14 protein-coding genes are annotated in these 16,031 nt (G+C 69.5%); 11 read left to right on the forward strand and 3 right to left on the reverse strand.

The features are described from left to right. Positions 1-25 precede the first annotated feature (25 nt). On the reverse strand, positions 26-619 hold the full coding sequence (gene idi / locus IEY87_RS06295) for an isopentenyl-diphosphate Delta-isomerase (protein ID WP_225277146.1): 594 nt from the start codon (positions 617-619) through the stop codon (positions 26-28). Positions 620-727: 108 nt separating this feature from the next. Here idi and IEY87_RS06300 point away from each other — a divergent pair, with 108 nt between their 5' ends. Then, positions 728-2,014, forward strand: a complete 1,287-nt coding sequence (locus tag IEY87_RS06300) for an MFS transporter (protein ID WP_189137538.1) — start codon at positions 728-730, stop codon at positions 2,012-2,014. Here the strand turns inward: IEY87_RS06300 and IEY87_RS06305 are convergent. Continuing rightward, on the reverse strand, positions 2,004-3,410 hold the full coding sequence (locus IEY87_RS06305) for a CCA tRNA nucleotidyltransferase (protein ID WP_189138142.1): 1,407 nt from the start codon (positions 3,408-3,410) through the stop codon (positions 2,004-2,006). The two genes, IEY87_RS06300 and IEY87_RS06305, sit on opposite strands and share 11 nt — an antisense overlap. Before the next feature lie 146 nt (positions 3,411-3,556). Here IEY87_RS06305 and IEY87_RS06310 point away from each other — a divergent pair, with 146 nt between their 5' ends. The 8 genes from IEY87_RS06310 to trxA all read left to right on the forward strand — a co-directional run bounded on the left by IEY87_RS06310 (position 3,557) and on the right by trxA (position 12,441). Further along, positions 3,557-4,081: an aminoacyl-tRNA deacylase gene (locus IEY87_RS06310; RefSeq protein ID WP_189137539.1), complete on the forward strand. Its 525-nt coding sequence runs from the start codon at positions 3,557-3,559 to the stop codon at positions 4,079-4,081. A gap of 47 nt (positions 4,082-4,128) precedes the next feature. Beyond that, positions 4,129-6,243, forward strand: coding sequence for a DUF6049 family protein (locus IEY87_RS06315; RefSeq protein ID WP_189137540.1), 2,115 nt, complete (start codon positions 4,129-4,131; stop codon positions 6,241-6,243). Further along, on the forward strand, positions 6,240-7,847 hold the full coding sequence (murJ, locus tag IEY87_RS06320; protein WP_225277145.1) for a murein biosynthesis integral membrane protein MurJ: 1,608 nt from the start codon (positions 6,240-6,242) through the stop codon (positions 7,845-7,847). Before IEY87_RS06315 ends, murJ begins: the two co-directional genes overlap by 4 nt. A 168-nt stretch (positions 7,848-8,015) precedes the next feature. Beyond that, positions 8,016-9,539, forward strand: coding sequence for a protein kinase family protein (locus tag IEY87_RS06325; RefSeq protein WP_189137541.1), 1,524 nt, complete (start codon positions 8,016-8,018; stop codon positions 9,537-9,539). 15 nt (positions 9,540-9,554) lie between these two features. After that, positions 9,555-10,181, forward strand: a complete 627-nt coding sequence (gene sigM, locus IEY87_RS06330) for an RNA polymerase sigma factor SigM (RefSeq protein ID WP_189137542.1) — start codon at positions 9,555-9,557, stop codon at positions 10,179-10,181. Next, entirely contained in the window at positions 10,178-11,059 is an 882-nt protein-coding gene (locus IEY87_RS06335; protein WP_189137543.1) for a zf-HC2 domain-containing protein, read from the forward strand. The genes sigM and IEY87_RS06335 overlap by 4 nt, the downstream gene beginning before the upstream one ends. A gap of 123 nt (positions 11,060-11,182) precedes the next feature. Next, the gene (trxB, locus tag IEY87_RS06340) at positions 11,183-12,115 is read left to right on the forward strand and encodes a thioredoxin-disulfide reductase (RefSeq protein ID WP_189137544.1); all 933 of its coding nucleotides are present in this window, start codon (positions 11,183-11,185) and stop codon (positions 12,113-12,115) included. Positions 12,116-12,126: 11 nt separating this feature from the next. After that, entirely contained in the window at positions 12,127-12,441 is a 315-nt protein-coding gene (gene trxA / locus IEY87_RS06345; protein WP_189137545.1) for a thioredoxin, read from the forward strand. 84 nt (positions 12,442-12,525) lie between these two features. Here trxA and IEY87_RS06350 read toward each other — a convergent pair whose 3' ends face one another. Then, positions 12,526-13,035 (reverse strand): GNAT family N-acetyltransferase, encoded by a 510-nt coding sequence (locus IEY87_RS06350; protein ID WP_225277144.1) that lies wholly within the window; start codon positions 13,033-13,035, stop codon positions 12,526-12,528. A gap of 376 nt (positions 13,036-13,411) precedes the next feature. Between IEY87_RS06350 and IEY87_RS06355 the strand changes: the two genes are divergently transcribed. Further along, positions 13,412-14,644 (forward strand): aminotransferase-like domain-containing protein, encoded by a 1,233-nt coding sequence (locus IEY87_RS06355; RefSeq protein WP_225277196.1) that lies wholly within the window; start codon positions 13,412-13,414, stop codon positions 14,642-14,644. 172 nt (positions 14,645-14,816) lie between these two features. Continuing rightward, the gene (locus IEY87_RS06360) at positions 14,817-15,773 is read left to right on the forward strand and encodes a D-alanine--D-alanine ligase family protein (protein WP_189137548.1); all 957 of its coding nucleotides are present in this window, start codon (positions 14,817-14,819) and stop codon (positions 15,771-15,773) included. Positions 15,774-16,031 lie beyond the last annotated feature (258 nt).

The raw sequence follows: 16,031 nt of genomic DNA on the forward strand, positions 1-16,031 counted from the left end.
GCGGCGCCGCAGCGCGCCGCAGGGATCAGTCCAGCCGTACGCGAGCCGCGGGTGGCAGCTCGTCGTCCGGGGCCGTAGGCCAGCGGAGTGGATCGGGGCCGAGCGCGGTCAGCAACGGCACCTGCTCCCTGCACCAAGGGGAGATCTCCAGCAGGCCGCTGAGCACACCCTTGGCGAAGTCGCTCCACGGCATCCAGCGCGTGTCGTCCACCTCGTCCGGGTTGGGCGCCTCGGCGAGGTCGACCGTGACGCGGTAGACGGGGCAGAGCTCGTGCTCGACGATCCCGTTGCCCATGACCGCCCGGTAGGAGAAACGCGGCAGCACCAGGTCGGCGCGCTTGGCGGGCAGGCCGAGCTCGTAGGAGAGCCTGCGCAGGACCGCGCGGTCCAGCGGCTCGCCGAGCATCGGATGGCCACAGCAACTGTTGGTCCACACGCCCGGCCAGGTGAGCTTGTGGGTGGCCCGCCTGGTGAGCAGCACCCGCCCCGCCCGGTCGAATACGTAGCTCGAGAACGCCAGGTGGAGCGGCGTCTCCCGGCCGTGCACCGACAGCTTGGGCGCGGTGCCGAGCGCGTGGCCGGTGCCGTCAACGAGTACCACGTGTTCCACGATCGTCACGCTATGAAGCGTACGTGGTCAGGAGCTCCGCCAGAACCCCGATACCCACCTGTTGCGCCAACCTCTGTGCGCACCCGATCACCACGCCCCCGGGGCTAGGCTGACCACGTGTCTTTCGTCGCCGATCTACGCGTGGTTCTCCAGGGGCGGGACTTCAGACGGCTGTTCAGCACCCGGCTGGTCTCCCAGTTCTCCGACGGGATCTTCCAGTTCGGCGTCCTCGGATTCGCCTTCTTCAGCCCCGAGAACCAGACCACCGCCCTGGGCGTCGCCACCGGGCTGGCCGTCCTGCTGCTGCCCTACTCCATCCTCGGCCCCTTCGTCGGGGTGTTCATCGACCGCTGGTCGCGGCGGCAGATCCTGATGGTCGCGCCGATCGTGCGCGGCGGGCTGCTGTTCGTGACCGCGGGCGTGGTGGCGGCCGACGTGCCCGACCCGTTCTTCTACGCCGCCGCGCTCGGCGTGCTGGGCGTCAACAGGTTCTTCCTGGCCGCGCTCGGCGCGTCGCTGCCGCACGTGGTGCCGCAGGACCGGCTGATGGCGGCCAACGCGGTCACGCCGACCTCCGGCACCGTGCTCACCTTCGTCGGCGTGGGGTTCGGCTTCCTGCTGCGCGAGCTGGTCGGCAGCGGAGATCTCGGCGTCGCGCTGCTGCTGGCCATCTCCGGCCTGATGTTCGGGCTCAGCGCGCTGATCGCCCGCACGATGGAGCGCTCACTGCTCGGCCCGACCTACGACCCCAACCGGCCGCAGACGCGCGAGGCCCTGCGCAACGTGGTGGCCGGCCTGGCCGACGGCGCCCGACACCTCGTCCACCACCGCGTCGCCGCCGCCACCATGGGCGCGATGGCGGCCCATCGCTTCTTCTACGGCATGGCCACGGCGCTCGGCATCATCCTCTACCGCTACTACTTCACCGACGGCGATCCCGACGCGGCGCTGGAGGGCATCGGCCTGGTCGTGGCCGCCTCCGGCGTCGGCTACTTCCTCGCCGTGATCATCACCCCGTACGCCACCGAGCGTTTCACCATCGTGCGCTGGGTGCCCATCGCGATGACCGTGGCGGGGTTGCTCTCGGCGGTGCTCGTCCTGCCTTTCCAGCCGTGGGGGCTGCCGATCGCCGGCTTCGTGCTCGGCATCGCCGGGCAGAGCGTCAAGATCTGCGCCGACACCACCGTGCAGCGTGACGTCCAGGACGCCTACCTCGGCCGCGCCTTCTCCCTCTACGACATGCTGTTCAACGGCATGTACGTGCTGGCCGCGGCGCTGTCGGCGGCCATCCTGCCGCCGAACGGCAAGTCCTATCTGGCCGTCGCGATCATCGCGGCCGGCTATGTGGCGAGCGGGCTGGCCTACCGGGCGATCACCCAGCAGCGGGTGCCGGTCACGTCGTGACCACACCGCCGTCGGCGCGCGCCCACTCGCGCAGCGCCTCGGTGGCCGCCTCCTTGCCGATCATGCCCTTGTCCAGCCGCAGCTCCAGCAGGAACTTGTACGCCTGACCCACGATCGGCCCCGGGCCGATGCCCAGCACCCGCTGGATCTCGTTGCCGTCGAGCTCGGGCCGGATCTTGGCCAGCTCCTCCTCCTCGGCCAGGCGGGCGATGCGCTCCTCGAGCTGGTCGTAGGTGCGCGACAGGGCCGCCGCCTTGCGTTTGTTGCGGGTGGTGCAGTCGGCCCTGGTCAGCTTGTGCAGCCGGTCGAGCAGGTGGCTGCCGTCGCGGACATAGCGGCGCACGGCGCTGTCGGTCCACTCGCCGGTGCCGTAGCCGTGGAAACGCAGGTGGAGCTCCACCAGGCGGGAGACGTCGGCCACCACGTCCTTGGGGAACCTGAGCTCGGTCATCCGCTTCTTGGTCAGCTGGGCGCCCACCACCTCGTGGTGGTGGAAGGAGACCCGGCCGCCCTGCTCGTGCCGGCGCGTCTTGGGCTTGCCGATGTCGTGCATGAGCGCGGCCCAGCGCAGGATCCGGTCCGGCTTGCCGTCCTCCTCCTGGGCGATGGCCTGGTCGAGGACGGTCAGCGTGTGGTCGTAGACGTCCTTGTGCCGGTGGTGCTCGTCGATCTCCAGGCGGAGCTTGGGCAGCTCGGGCAGGACGTGCGCGGCCAGCCCGGTCTCCACGAGGAGGCGCAGGCCCTCGCGCGGGTAACGGCCGCAGATCAGCTTGTCGAGCTCGTCGCGGATCCGCTCGGCCGAGACGATCTCGATCCGCTCGGCCATCGCGGTCATCGCCGCGAGGGCCGCCTCGTCCACCCGGAACCCGAGCTGGGAGGCGAATCTGGCGGCGCGCAGCATGCGCAGCGGGTCGTCGTCGAAGGACCGCTCGGGGGTGCCGGGGGTGCGCAGCAGCTTGGCCGCCGCGTCGGCCAGCCCGCCGTAGGGGTCGACGAACTCGTGCGACGGCAGGCGTACCGCCATCGCGTTGACCGCGAAGTCGCGCCGCTCCAGGTCGGCCTCCAGCGTCTCGCCGTACATCACCTCGGGTTTGCGGGACTTCGGGTCGTACGCCTCGCTGCGGTAGGTGGTGATCTCGATCAGCCAGCCGCCCTTGCGCAGGCCCACGGTGCCGAAGTCGATGCCGATGGTCCAGACGGAGTCGGCCCAGTCGCGCACGATCTCCAGCACCCGCTCGGGGCGGGCATCGGTGGTCAGGTCGAGGTCGTTGCCGACCCGGCCGAGCAGGAGGTCGCGCACCGGGCCGCCGACGAGCGCGAGCTCATGGCCCTGGGCGGCGAACAGCCGGCCGAGCTCGTCGGCCACCGGAGCGACCTTGCGGAACAGATCGCCCATGGCGCGCTGCTGGATTTCGGTCAGATTTGAGTCGGACAAGCTGGGTAGGTCCTTCGATTCCGGAACATATCCCCCGAGCCACACCGGGTCCGGGTTACCTTCGGTCAGGGGACCGACGACGCCATCGTATGAGGCAAGGAGGTCTGATGAAGGATGCCCTCGCGATCCACCGCTGGCTCCTCGCACACCAGATCCACCATGAGATCGTACGCCTTCCGCGCCCCATGACCGGTGCGGACGAATTACCGGAGACGATCCCCACCGCGCCCGCCCGGTGCGTGACGGTCACGGTGTTCGAAGTGGCCCCGCGGGTGGGACGCGAGCTCGTCGTGGCGGTGGTCTCGACCCTCGACAGACCTCCGCAGCCCGGGGTCGTCGGCGGCCTGTTCGGGGTCCGCCAGGCACGGCACGCCCCCGCGCACGTGGTGAACACGGCCACCGACTACGCCGCCGGGCTGGTCAGCCCGCTGCTGCTGCCCCGGGAGCTGCCCGTGCTGATCGACAACCGGCTGAGACCGGACCCCGACCCCATGTTCACCGCGACCGGCGATCGGCACACCGCCCTCGCGCTACGCGCCTTCGACCTGCTCGCACTCCTGACCGGCAAGACAGTGGATCTACGGGTTCCCGGGCACAGGGCGCCACTGGAGGCGGTCGCGCCGCGGCACTGAACCCGTACCATTGCGGGCGTGCGTCGTACTCCAGCTCGGGCAGACGCGTGATCCGTAAGGCCGCGCTGCTCGCCGTACTCTCAGCCGCGCTGTTCGCCCCCACGGTGGCGACGGCGCCCGGCGAGGCTGCCGCGATCACCAGCAGGCAGGGGGTCAACCTGACCCTGGCCACCATCACGCCCGACTACGCCACCGAGCGAGGGACCGAGATCAAGGTCACCGGCACGGTGCACAACGCGGGCACCGCGGCACTGCCCGGCCTGCGGGTCAGGGTCCGCTACGACTCCCAGCGCTTCGCGGACCGGGCCGCCATGAGCGCCTTCCAGGCCGACCAGACCACGCTCACCCAGCCGCGGCAGGTCTCGACCCAGTCCAGCATGGTCCTGCCCGAGCTGGGCGCGGGCGCCTCCCAGCCGTTCGAGCTCACCATGACGCCCGCGCAGTTCGGCCTCACCGCCTTCGGCGCCTATCCGCTGGCCGTCGAGGTGGTGCAGTGGGACGCGGTGCAGCTCGCCTCACAGCGGACCTTCCTCACCTACGCCCCCCCGACCCCGCAGCCGCCCGTCCGCAACCGGCTCGCCTTCGTGCTGCCCATCATCGACCAGCCGCACCGCGCCGACGAGGGCACGTTCGTCGACACCAAGCTCAGCGCCGCCATGACCGGCAAGGGCCGCCTGGCCACCCTGGCGCGCATCGCCGAGGCCGCACCGCCGAGCGTCACCTGGGTCATCGACCCCGCGGTCTTCGACGACGCGGACGCGATGGCCAAGGAGCACACCCTCAGCACGAAGGGCGCCAAGCAGAAACGTCCCGCCGACAACGCCGCGTCCCAGTGGCTGACGTCGGTGCGCACCTCACTGGCCGACAACCCCGTGATGGCCACGCCGTACGCCGACCCTGACGTCACCGCGCTCGCCCACCAGGGCCTGGACGACCAGACGGGACTGGCGCTGGAGCTGGGCGCGCAGAAGGCCAGGCAGCTCGTCAAGCCCGACGTGGGGACCTCCACCTACTGGCCGGCGGGCGGGCGGCTCGACGCCGACGCGCTGGACCTGCTCGCCGTCGGCAAGCCGAACGTCGCCAAGGTCGACAAGGTGCTGCTCGACGCCGCCAACCTGCCGCCGCAGACCCCCGCCACGACCACCCCCGACGCCGCCACCACGATCGACACCGTCATGGGGCCGATCACCGCGCTGACCGCCGACGCCGAGCTGAGTCGCACGCTGGAGGAGCCCTCGGGCACCGCCGGCTCGACGCTGCTCAGCAGGCAGCGGTTCATCGCGGAGACCGCCATGATCTCCGCCGAGCCCGGCCAGATCCGGCCCAGATCACTCGTCATCGCCCCCTCCCGACGCTGGAACCCCAGCCCCACGCTGGTGACGACGCTGCTCAAGACGGCCGGCAAGCTGCCGTGGCTGAGACTGACCCCGCTCGACTCGATCAAGCCGGGCGCGACCCAGGTGCCGCGGGCGGGACTCACCTACACCGCCCAGGACCGCAAGCAGGAGCTCGGCGCCAAATACCTCGCCCGCGTCAAGGAGACCGCCGCCAAGGCGCGGCTGACCGGGCTGGTCACGGGCCGGCCCCAGCCGGAGTTCGACGCCGCGGTGCTCCGGCTCAGCTCCTCCGCCTGGCGCGGCGGCCAGCGGGCCGGGCGTGCCATCGCCAAGCTGGTGGACGACGCGGTCACGGCCAGGATCAACAAGGTCTCGATCACGGGTGCCGGCCCCGACCGCCCGCGCACCCTCGCCGGCCGCGACGGCGACGTGCCGATCAGCGTGAAGAACTCGCTGGACGGCCCGATCTCCCTGTACATCGAGGTCAAGTCCAACAACCCCGAGCTGCTGCAGGTCGCCTACCAGCAGCCCGAACCGCTGCCGATCGGCTCCGGCCAGAGCGGCACGGTGCAGGTGCCCATGACCGCCAGCCCTGCCAGCGGCGACGCCACGGTGACCGTCCAGTTGCTGACCACCGATCGCACGCCCTACGGCGCACCCGTCAAACTGATCGTGCGCACCACCGGCTACACCGGGATCGCGCTGGTCATCGTGGGGGCGGCACTGACGGTCATGCTCGCGGCGGTGGTCACGCGGGTGCTCAGACGCAGATCGCAGCGGCGGACGGCGCGAGCTGCCAGGGCACGGGAAAGTGAGACCGTATGAGCCGCATGCTGCGGGCCAGCGCCATCATGGCGGCGGGCACGATGGTGTCCCGGATCACCGGGTTCGTGCGCACCATGGTGCTGGCCACCGCCATCGGCACCGCGGCCATGGGCGACGCCTACAACGCCGCCTACGCCATCCCCTACAGCATCCTGGACCTGCTGCTGCTCGGCGTGCTGAGCAGCGTCGTGGTGCCGATGGTGGTCCGTGCCCAGCAGCACGACCCCGACGGCGGGCAGGCCTACGAGCAGCGGCTGCTCACGCTGGCCACGGCCGTGCTGATCGTCGTCGCCGGAGTGGCCGTACTCGCCGCCCCGACGCTGATCGACCTCTACACCGACTGGGACCGGGGCAGCCGGCAGTTCGAGGTGGCGGTGCGGTTGGCCCAGTTCATCCTGCCGCAGCTCGCCTTCTTCGGGGTCGGCGCGGTGGCCGGCGCGATCCTCAACACCCGGGACCGGTTCGGCGCCCCGATGTGGGCACCGGTGGCCAACAACCTGGTGGTCATCGGCGTCCTGGTGGCCTACCACCTGATGGTCAACAACGGCGACGACGTCAACACCGTCACCAACGGCGAGCTCGCCCTGCTCGGCCTGGGCACCACGGCCGGCATCATCGTCCAGGCGACCGTGCTGGTGCTGGCGCTGCGGCGGGTCGGGTTCCGGTTCATCGCCCGGTTCGACCTGCGCAACGCCCGGCTGGGCGAGATGGCCAAGGCCGGCGTCTGGACGATCGGCTACGCGGTCGTCACCCAGCTCGGGTTCATGCTCACCACCAACCTGTCCAGCTCGGCGGGCAACGAGGTGCCTGGTCACGGCATCACGCCGTACACCCTGGCGTTCCAGCTTTTCCAGCTTCCGTACGGCGTCATCGGCGTCTCGGTGATCACGGCCATGCTGCCCAGGATGAGCCGGGCGGTGACCGACGGGCGGTTCGATGACGTACGGAGTGAGTTCAGGTCGAGCGTGCTGCTCATCAGCGCGGTGATGGTGCCGGTGTCGCTGCTGCTCATGGTGCTCGGCCCGGCGATCACCGTGCCGATCTACGCCCATGGCGCCACCTCCGTCGCCGACGCCGTCTACATCGGCAATGTGCTGCAGGTCTACGGGCTGGCGCTGCTGCCGTTCGCGTTCTTCCAGTTGTTGCTGCGGGTCTTCTACAGCTTCGGCGACACCCGTACGCCGGTGTTCGTGGGGGGTGCCGCCACCGCGCTCAACGCGCTGCTGATGGTGCTGTTCTTCAACCTGCTGCCCGCCCGGTACGCGGTGATGGGGCTGGCCTTCGCCTACGCCGTCGCCTACACGCTGGGGGCGGCGGGGGCCTGGATGCTGGCCAGCCGCCGGGTCAACGGCCTGGGAGGCTGGCAGATCGGGGTGGCGCTGACCAGGATGTATCTGGCGGCCCTGCCCACCGCGGTGGTGGCGCTGGTGGCGGTCTGGGCGGTTCAGGAGGCTTTCGGCGGACTCCAGTTCCTCAACTCGCTGATCATCTTGGCCGCGGGCGGCGGATTGGGCATGCTGCTCTACCTGTGGGTCGGCCACAAGGCGCGGATCCCGGAGGTCAACTCGGTCGTTGGGATGGTCGCCGGGCGGGTACGCCGGTAAAGAGCACGGGCCGCATCAGAGATGGGCACTAGCATGGTGACCGACACGCGCGAATGGAAGCAGGAGGGGCGTGGGCGGATCCTCCCGGCATAGTAGGCCTTCGTGGGACATCACCACGCGGGTCGGTCGAGTCATGCGCACGACTGATCTGCCGAGCGGAGCGAGCAAGTGAGCACATCGGCGGTCGAACCCGGCACTCGCCTAGCCGATCGTTTCCGTCTGGAGGACCGGGTCAGCGAGTCCGACGGCGCCACCCACTGGAAGGCCATCGACGAGATCCTGGCCCGCCCTGTCGGCGTACTGACCTTCTCCCCCGACTTTCCCCGCGTCCAGGAGGTCGTCACGGCCGCCCGGGCCGCGAGCAGACTCACCGACCCACGCCTGACCCAGGTGTTCGACGCCGCACAGGACGACGGGCGCTCTTACGTGGTCAGCGAGTGGGTGACCGGTGACACGCTCGTCGACCTGCTCGCCGCCGGCCCGCTGGAGCCGGAGCGGGCCGCCGGGCTGGTCGCCGAGGCGGCCGAGGCGCTGGCCCACGCCCAGGAGGCCGGTCTGCACCACCTGTGCCTGCGCCCCGAGCACCTGGTGTGGACGACCGGCAACACGGTCAAGGTGCTGGGTGTGGCGGTCGACGCCGCCCTGTCCGGCCTGACCACCGACCAGCCCGCGCTGGACGACGCCGAAGGGCTCGGCCGCCTGCTCTACGCCGGACTGACCGGCCACTGGCCCGGCGACGAGGAGGAGGGCGGGCTGCCCGCCGCCCCCATGATCGACGGGCACTTCTGCACGCCGCGCCAGGTGACCGCGGGCGTGCCGAGTTACCTCGACACCGTCACGATCCGGGCCTGCCTGCCGGAGACGCGCAAGGGGCATGGCGCGCTGACCAGCCCCGCCGAGGTCGCCGAGTCGCTGGCGGGCGTGGCCAGGCCGATGCCGATCCCGATGCCCTACCACCCGGCGCCCTCGGTCACGTCGGCCTCGCACTCCGAGGGGCTCGACACCCCCCAGCGGCCCACGACCGTCCAGCAGCGCCCCCACGTGGTGCACCGGCCCATGCCGCCCGGCGGCAACGGCGGTGGCGGTGGCGGCGTGCTCAACCGGGTGCTGATGACCGTCGTGGTGCTGCTGGTGATCGTGGCCGTCGGTGTCGGCGCCTGGACGATCGGCCGCAGCCTCGGCAACCCGGGCACCCGCGAGGCCGAGCCCACGCCGGACGCCAGCAGCGCGGCGCCGCAGCAGGCCCAGGCGGTCAAACCGGACGAGGCGAGCGGCTTCGACCCCCTTGGCGACAAGGAGGAGAAGGCCGAGCTCGCGGCACTCACCATCGACGGCAAGCCCAGCACGTTCTGGAAGACCGACAACTACAACAGCGCCGACCTGGGCAATCTCAAGGACGGAGTGGGCCTGCTCCTCGATATGGGCAAGTCCATGCAGATCAGCGACGTGGTCGCTACTCTGGCCGAGGCGCCCGGCGCCAGCGTCGAGCTCAAGGTCGGCGACAAGGCCGATCTTTCGTCACTGAAGACCGTCGCCAAGGCGAAGAGCGCGTCAGGAAAGATCACTTTCAAGCCTGATCAGACGGCAAGTGGCCAGTACGTTTTGATCTGGTTTACGCGTCTCCCGGCAGACGCGGGCAAGTTTCATGGCACCATCTATGAAGTAGTGGTGCACTCTCCAGGATCGGCGTAACCAGGAATCCCTCTTGTGAACTCCCCACCCGACACACCCTCAGCGGAACGGCCGGCGGTCAGCGACGCCGAGCTGCTGACCGCGCACATCGACGGGGATCCACACGCCTTCAGTGAGATCGTCAAGAGACACCGGGACCGGATGTGGGCGGTGGCGCTGCGCACTCTGGGCGACCCCGACGAGGCGGCCGACGCCGTGCAGGACGCCTTCGTCTCCGCCTACCGCAAGGCCGGCACCTTCCGCGGCGAGGCCGCCGTCACCACCTGGCTGCACCGCATCGTCGTCAACGCGTGCCTCGACAGGATGCGCCGCAAGTCCGTGCGTCCCGTGGCCGACGACGAGCTCATCGAAGCCGCCGAGCGGGACACGCCGCTGCCGGACCAGACCATCGAACGCGAGACCTCGATGGAGGTCTCGGCCGCGTTGAAACTGCTTCCTACCGACCAACGAGCCGCTCTCGTGCTCGTCGACATGATGGGGTATTCCGTCGAAGACGCAGCTCAGGTGCTTAGTGTGCCCAGTGGCACCGTGAAGAGCAGGTGCGCGCGGGGACGTGCCAAACTTGCCCCAATTCTTTCGCATCTGCGGAACCGATCGGACTCGGGTCGCGTCTCATCCGCGAAGGGAGACAGAACTTCGTGACGGGTGATACGCACTACGATCTGGACATCCTGGCCGGGTTGGCCGAGGGTCTCCTAGACGTCAGCACGGCCCGCCAGGTGCGCGAGCATCTCGCGATCTGCGACCCCTGCGGGGAGCGTCTGGCAGACCTTGCGGCGGTTCGAGAGGTGCTCGCCGCGACCCCCACACCGGCCATGCCGATGGGTGTCGCACTGCGCATCGACCAGGCGCTGGCCGCCGAGGCGGAGTCTCGGCGGGGAGGAGTGGGTCTCGCGGACGCGCCGGACTGGGACGAGCTCATGCGTGACTCCCCATGGGAGCGGCAGCGGCCACCGGTCGAGGCGCCCGAGCCGGTCCGCCTTGGGGTGGTAGCGACCGACGGCACCATCGTTCCCGCCCAGCGGCGGAGCGCACGGCGAGCGCGGTGGGCGGTGCCTGCCGTGGCGGCCGCCGCGGCTGCCGCCGTGGTCGGCACGGCGGTGCTCTCCACCGGCCTGCTGGCAGCGGGCGGCGGAGGCGGTGGCAGCACGGTCGGCCCCCCGGTCGCCGCGAGTGAGGTGCCGTCCAAGCAGCAGGAGAGGACGCGCCCCTACGCACTGACCGACAGCGGTTACAACTACAGCGACCAGGAGCTGGACAAGCCGCTGGGGACCTTCCTCGGCGTCGCTCCCATCGTGGCCGGCGATCCCTCCGAGGGCGACAAGGTGGGTGCCTGTGTGACCAAGGTCTCCAGTCGCACCAAGCTCAACGTCTTCGCCGTCGACCAGGGCCAGTACAACGGCCAGGAGGCCATCATCATGGCGTCCTGGAAGAGCAAGGCCACCAAGAGGCTCAGGATCGACGTCGTCGACCCGTTCAACTGCAAGAACCTGCGTAAGCCCAGCCTCGGTCGCTGGTAGCCGAAAGCACATGTCAGAGCCCGCTTCGGCGGGCTCTTTCGTGTTGCGGACCGGGTGGGGAATCACGGCGGCCTAGGATCTGTTGACGCCACTGGCAACAGCAGATGAGGAGGCGTGGGAGCGTTGAGCGACGTTCGTAACGTGATCATTATTGGGTCGGGTCCCGCTGGTTACACCGCGGCCGTTTACTCCGCACGCGCCGAGCTGGAGCCGCTGGTCTTCGAGGGATCCGTGACCGCGGGCGGCGCCCTCATGAACACCACCGACGTGGAGAACTTCCCGGGGTTCCCCGACGGGATCATGGGCCCGGACCTGATGGACAATCTCCGCAAGCAGGCCGAGCGGTTCGGCGCCGAGCTGATCGCGGACGACGTCGTCGAGGTCGACCTCAACGCCAACCCCAAGGTCATCAAGACCCACGACAAGATTTACTACGCCAAGTCGGTCATCCTGGCGATGGGTTCCGGCTACCGCGAGCTCGGCCTGCCCAGCGAGAAGCGGCTGTCCGGCCGCGGCGTGTCCTGGTGTGCCACCTGTGACGGATTCTTCTTCCGCAACAAGGACATCGTGGTCGTGGGCGGTGGCGACACCGCGATGGAGGAGGCCACGTTCCTGACCCGGTTCGGCCGCATGGTGACCGTCGTGCACCGCCGTGACGAGCTGCGCGCCAGCAAGATCATGCAAGATCGGGCGGTCAACAACGACAAGATCCGGTTCATGTGGGACAGCGAGGTCGTCGACGTGCTGGGCGACAGCCGCGTCGAGGCCGTCAAGGTGCGCAACGTCAAGAGCGGCGAGGAGTGCGAGCTCGCCACCGACGCGCTGTTCCTGGCCATCGGCCACGATCCCCGCACCGAGCTGGTCAAGGGCCAGATCGATCTCGACGACGAGGGATACGTCAAGGTGGCCGCCCCCACCACGGCGACCAACATCGAGGGTGTGTTCGCCGCCGGCGACGTCGTCGACCACACCTACCGTCAGGCGATCACCGCGGCCGGCACCGGTTGCGCGGCGTCACTCGACTCAGAGCGCTGGCTGGCCAGCAACAACAAGTAAGGAGCCCAACCGTGAAGGCAGTAACCGACGCCACGTTCGAGGCCGACGTCCTCAAGAGCGACAAGCCCGTGCTGGTGGACTTCTGGGCGGAGTGGTGCGGCCCGTGCCGTCAGGTCGCTCCCATCCTGCAGGAGATCGCCAACGAGCACGGCGACAAGCTGGAGATCGTCAAGCTCAACATCGACGAGAACCCGAACGTTCCGCGCGACGCCGGTGTGCTCCAGATCCCGACGCTGAACGTCTACAAGGGTGGAGAGCTCGTCAAGCAGATCATCGGCGCCAAGCCGAAGGCCATGCTGCTGCGCGAGCTTGAGGGCATCATCTAGACGCCCCGCGCCCAACGCAAAGCCCCCTGCGCCTACGCAGGGGGCTTTCGCGGCTCTGTACTGGTTTGTACGGGGCGAAAACGGCTATACCGGTCGCAGGGCACGCTCTGGGCTCATCGACCCCAGGAGACGCTCCAGGGCCACCTCCACGTCCTCGCGCCAGGAGACGGCGGTCTTGAGCTCCAAGCGGAGCCGCGGAAAGCGCAAATGTGGACGTACAGTCTTAAAGCCCACAGAAAGCAGATAATCCGCAGGAACCACGCAGCTGGGCTCTTCCCATTTGAGGTCGCCGAACGCTTCGATGGCTTTCACCCCGCGGCGCGTGAGGTCCTTGGCCATGCCCTGAATGAGCATCCGGCCCAGTCCGCCGCCGGTGAACTCCGGGATGATGTGCGCCGTCATCAGCAGCACGGCGTCGGCGCTGACCGGCGAGGTGGGAAAGGCGACCGAGCGCGGGCTGTACAGAGGCGGGCTGTAGAGCACGAACCCGGCGGGCACGCCGTCGACATAGAGGATCTTGCCGCAGCTCCCCCATTCGAGCAGTGTGCCGGAGATCCACGCCTCCTTCTCCAGGCTCGGATCCCCTGCCTCCACCGATCGCTCTCCGCTGACAGGATCCAGCTCCCAGAAAACGCACTGCCTGCAGCGGCGCGGAAGATCTCCTACGTTGTCCAGGGTTATGTTGACCAACCGGCGCGACAACTACGGCCCCAATCGTTGACCCGGAAAAACCCGCGAAAAACGCGTCCCCACCTGGCATCGTAGCCCAGTGATGGCGCCGCCAGCGGATACCACGACGGTCGAGGCCCGTCACGGGCGACATGTCCGACTAGCGTAATCTGGTATCTCGGATCGATATTCACCTAGGAGGTGGGCCGTGACAGCAGAGCAGGATCACGGTCAAACGCCCGCGACCCAAGGGTCGCGCATCGACGCCTACGTCGATCGGTACGCCGCACGAGCTACCGGGATGGTCGCTTCCGAGATTCGAGCTCTTTTCGCCGTCGCGTCGAGGCCCGAGGTGGTCTCGCTCGCGGGCGGCATGCCGTACGTCAACGCCCTCCCCCTGGACCTGGTCGGCCAGCTGGTCTCCGACCTGGTGACCAGGCGCGGTCCTGTCGCGTTGCAGTACGGCTCCGGCCAGGGCGACCCGCACCTGCGCGAGCAGATCTGCGACGTCATGCGCCTGGAGGGCATCCATGCCGGGGCTGACGACGTGGTCGTCACCGTGGGCTCCCAGCAGGCGCTGGACCTGATCACCCGGATCTTCATCGACCCGGGTGACGTGGTTCTGGCGGAAGGCCCCTCGTACGTGGGCGCCCTCGGCACATTCGCCGCATACCAGGCCAAAGTGGTGCATATTGCCATGGATGATCAGGGCATTGTGCCCGAATCCCTGGCGCAGACCATCTACGCCCTGGAGACCGCAGGCGCTCCCATCAAGTTCCTGTACACGATCCCCACCTTCCAGAATCCCAGCGGCGTCACCCTCAACATGGCCCGGCGGCAGCAGGTCCTCGACATCTGCCAGCGCGCCGGGATCCTCATCGTCGAGGACAACCCGTACGGACTGCTCGGCTTCGACGCCGAGCCCATGCGCGCCCTGCGCGCCGACAACGCCGACGGCGTCGTCTACCTCGGATCGTTCTCCAAGACGCTGGCCCCCGGCTTCCGGGTCGGCTGGGCGCTGGCCCCGCACGCCATCCGCGACAAGCTCGTCCTCGCCATGGAATCGGCCGTGCTGTCGCACTCCACCTTCACCCAGCTCGCCGTCGGCGAGTATCTGGCCTCCCAGCCATGGCAGGAGCAGATCAAGACGTTCAAGGAGCTCTACCGTGAGCGCCGCGACGCCCTGCTCGGCGCCCTCGAAGCGCTGATGCCGCCCGAAGTCACCTGGACGCGACCCGGCGGCGGGTTCTTCGTGTGGGCGCAACTGCCCGAAGGCCTCGACTCCAAGGCCATCCTGCCGAGGGCCGTCGCGGAACGCGTCGCATTCGTCCCCGGCACCGGGTTCTACTCCGACGGCAGCGGGGCGCGGCACATGCGGCTGTCGTTCTGCTACCCCGAGCCCGACCGCATCCGCGAAGGAGTTCGGCGGCTGGCCGGCGTCATCGAACAGGAAATCCAGCTACGGGACACCTTCGGCACCGGCTCCACCCGCGGGCACGTCGGCGTCGACACTCCGGGACCGGACCTGGCCTGACTTTCAGCGACAAGTACGGCCGGCGTCACGGATGGCGCCGGCCGTACTCCATGTCACGGCGAAGTGCCCACCCGCTGCCGAGCCACTCGCAGCCGCGAAAGCACCCGCCGCACCCGATTCGCCCCCCGACGCCGGTACGGTGGGACAGCGTGCGATCAGCGGAGGAGAAGTGATGAGCGATCTGGGCCACGTGCTCGTGCTGGCAGGAGGACTCTCCTACGAGCGGGAGGTGTCCCTGCGCTCCGGTCGCCGGGTGAGTGAGGTGCTGCGGGCCGCGGGCGTCGACGTCGAAGCCCGCGACACCGACGCCTCCCTCGTGCCGTCCATCCTGGCCGACCGGCCGGACGCGGTCTTCGTCACGCTGCACGGAGGCGCGGGCGAGGACGGCGCGATCCGCTCGATCCTGGAGCTGCTCAACGTCGCGTACGTGGGCGCCGACCCCGACGCGTGCCGGGTCGCCTTCGACAAGCCCACCGCCAAGGCCGTCGTACGCTCGGTCGGTCTGCGCACCCCCGCCTCCGTCACGCTTCCCAAGGAGACCTTCCACGACCTCGGCGCCACAGCTGTCCTCGGCCGCATCGTGGAGCGACTCGGCCTCCCCCTCTTCGTCAAGCCCGCCCGAGGCGGCTCCGCCCTGGGCGCCTCCATGGTCCGCACCGCGGAGGAGCTCCCGGCCGCCATGGTCGGCTGCTTCGCCTACGGCGACACGGCCCTCATCGAGCGCTACATCGAAGGCATCGAGGTGGCCGTGTCGGTCGTCGACCTCGGCGACGGGCCCATCGCCCTGCCCGCCGTGGAAATCGTCCCTGACGAAGGGGTGTACGACTACGCCGCCCGCTACACGGCCGGGCATACCGAGTTCTTCGCCCCGGCCCGCCTGTCTGCCGCGGCGGCCGCCGCTTGCGCCGAGGCCGCCGTCACCGCTCACACCGCTCTCGGGTTGCGCGACATCTCCCGTACCGACCTCATCGTGGACGCCTCGGACCAGCCGTACTTCCTCGAGGTGAACGTGGCTCCGGGGATGACGGAGACGTCGCTGCTGCCGATGGCGGCGGAGGCGGCGGGGCAGGACCTCGGCGAGCTCTGCCGCACCCTCCTCCAGATCGCCGCCGCCCGACCTCGCTCGTAACCCAATCCTTCGTCACTCGTGCCACCGCTCCACTTGGTCGGCTCGATCGCTGCGAGGCTCGATCGCTGCTGGGCTCCACCGCTGCGGAGGCTCCACCACTGCGCGGGAGCCGCTCGAGAGCCGCTCGGGAGCCGCTCGGGAGCCGCTCGAGAGCCGGGTATGCCGGCGGGCGATGGCCGTAACGACGGGCGATGGCCGTAACGATGATCCACTCCGGAGGGCCCGCACAGGGCGGCGGCTTGTGGCGACCACCTCGAC

It is taken from the genome of Nonomuraea glycinis, assembly GCF_014646515.1.
Lineage (GTDB): Bacteria > Actinomycetota > Actinomycetes > Streptosporangiales > Streptosporangiaceae > Nonomuraea > Nonomuraea glycinis.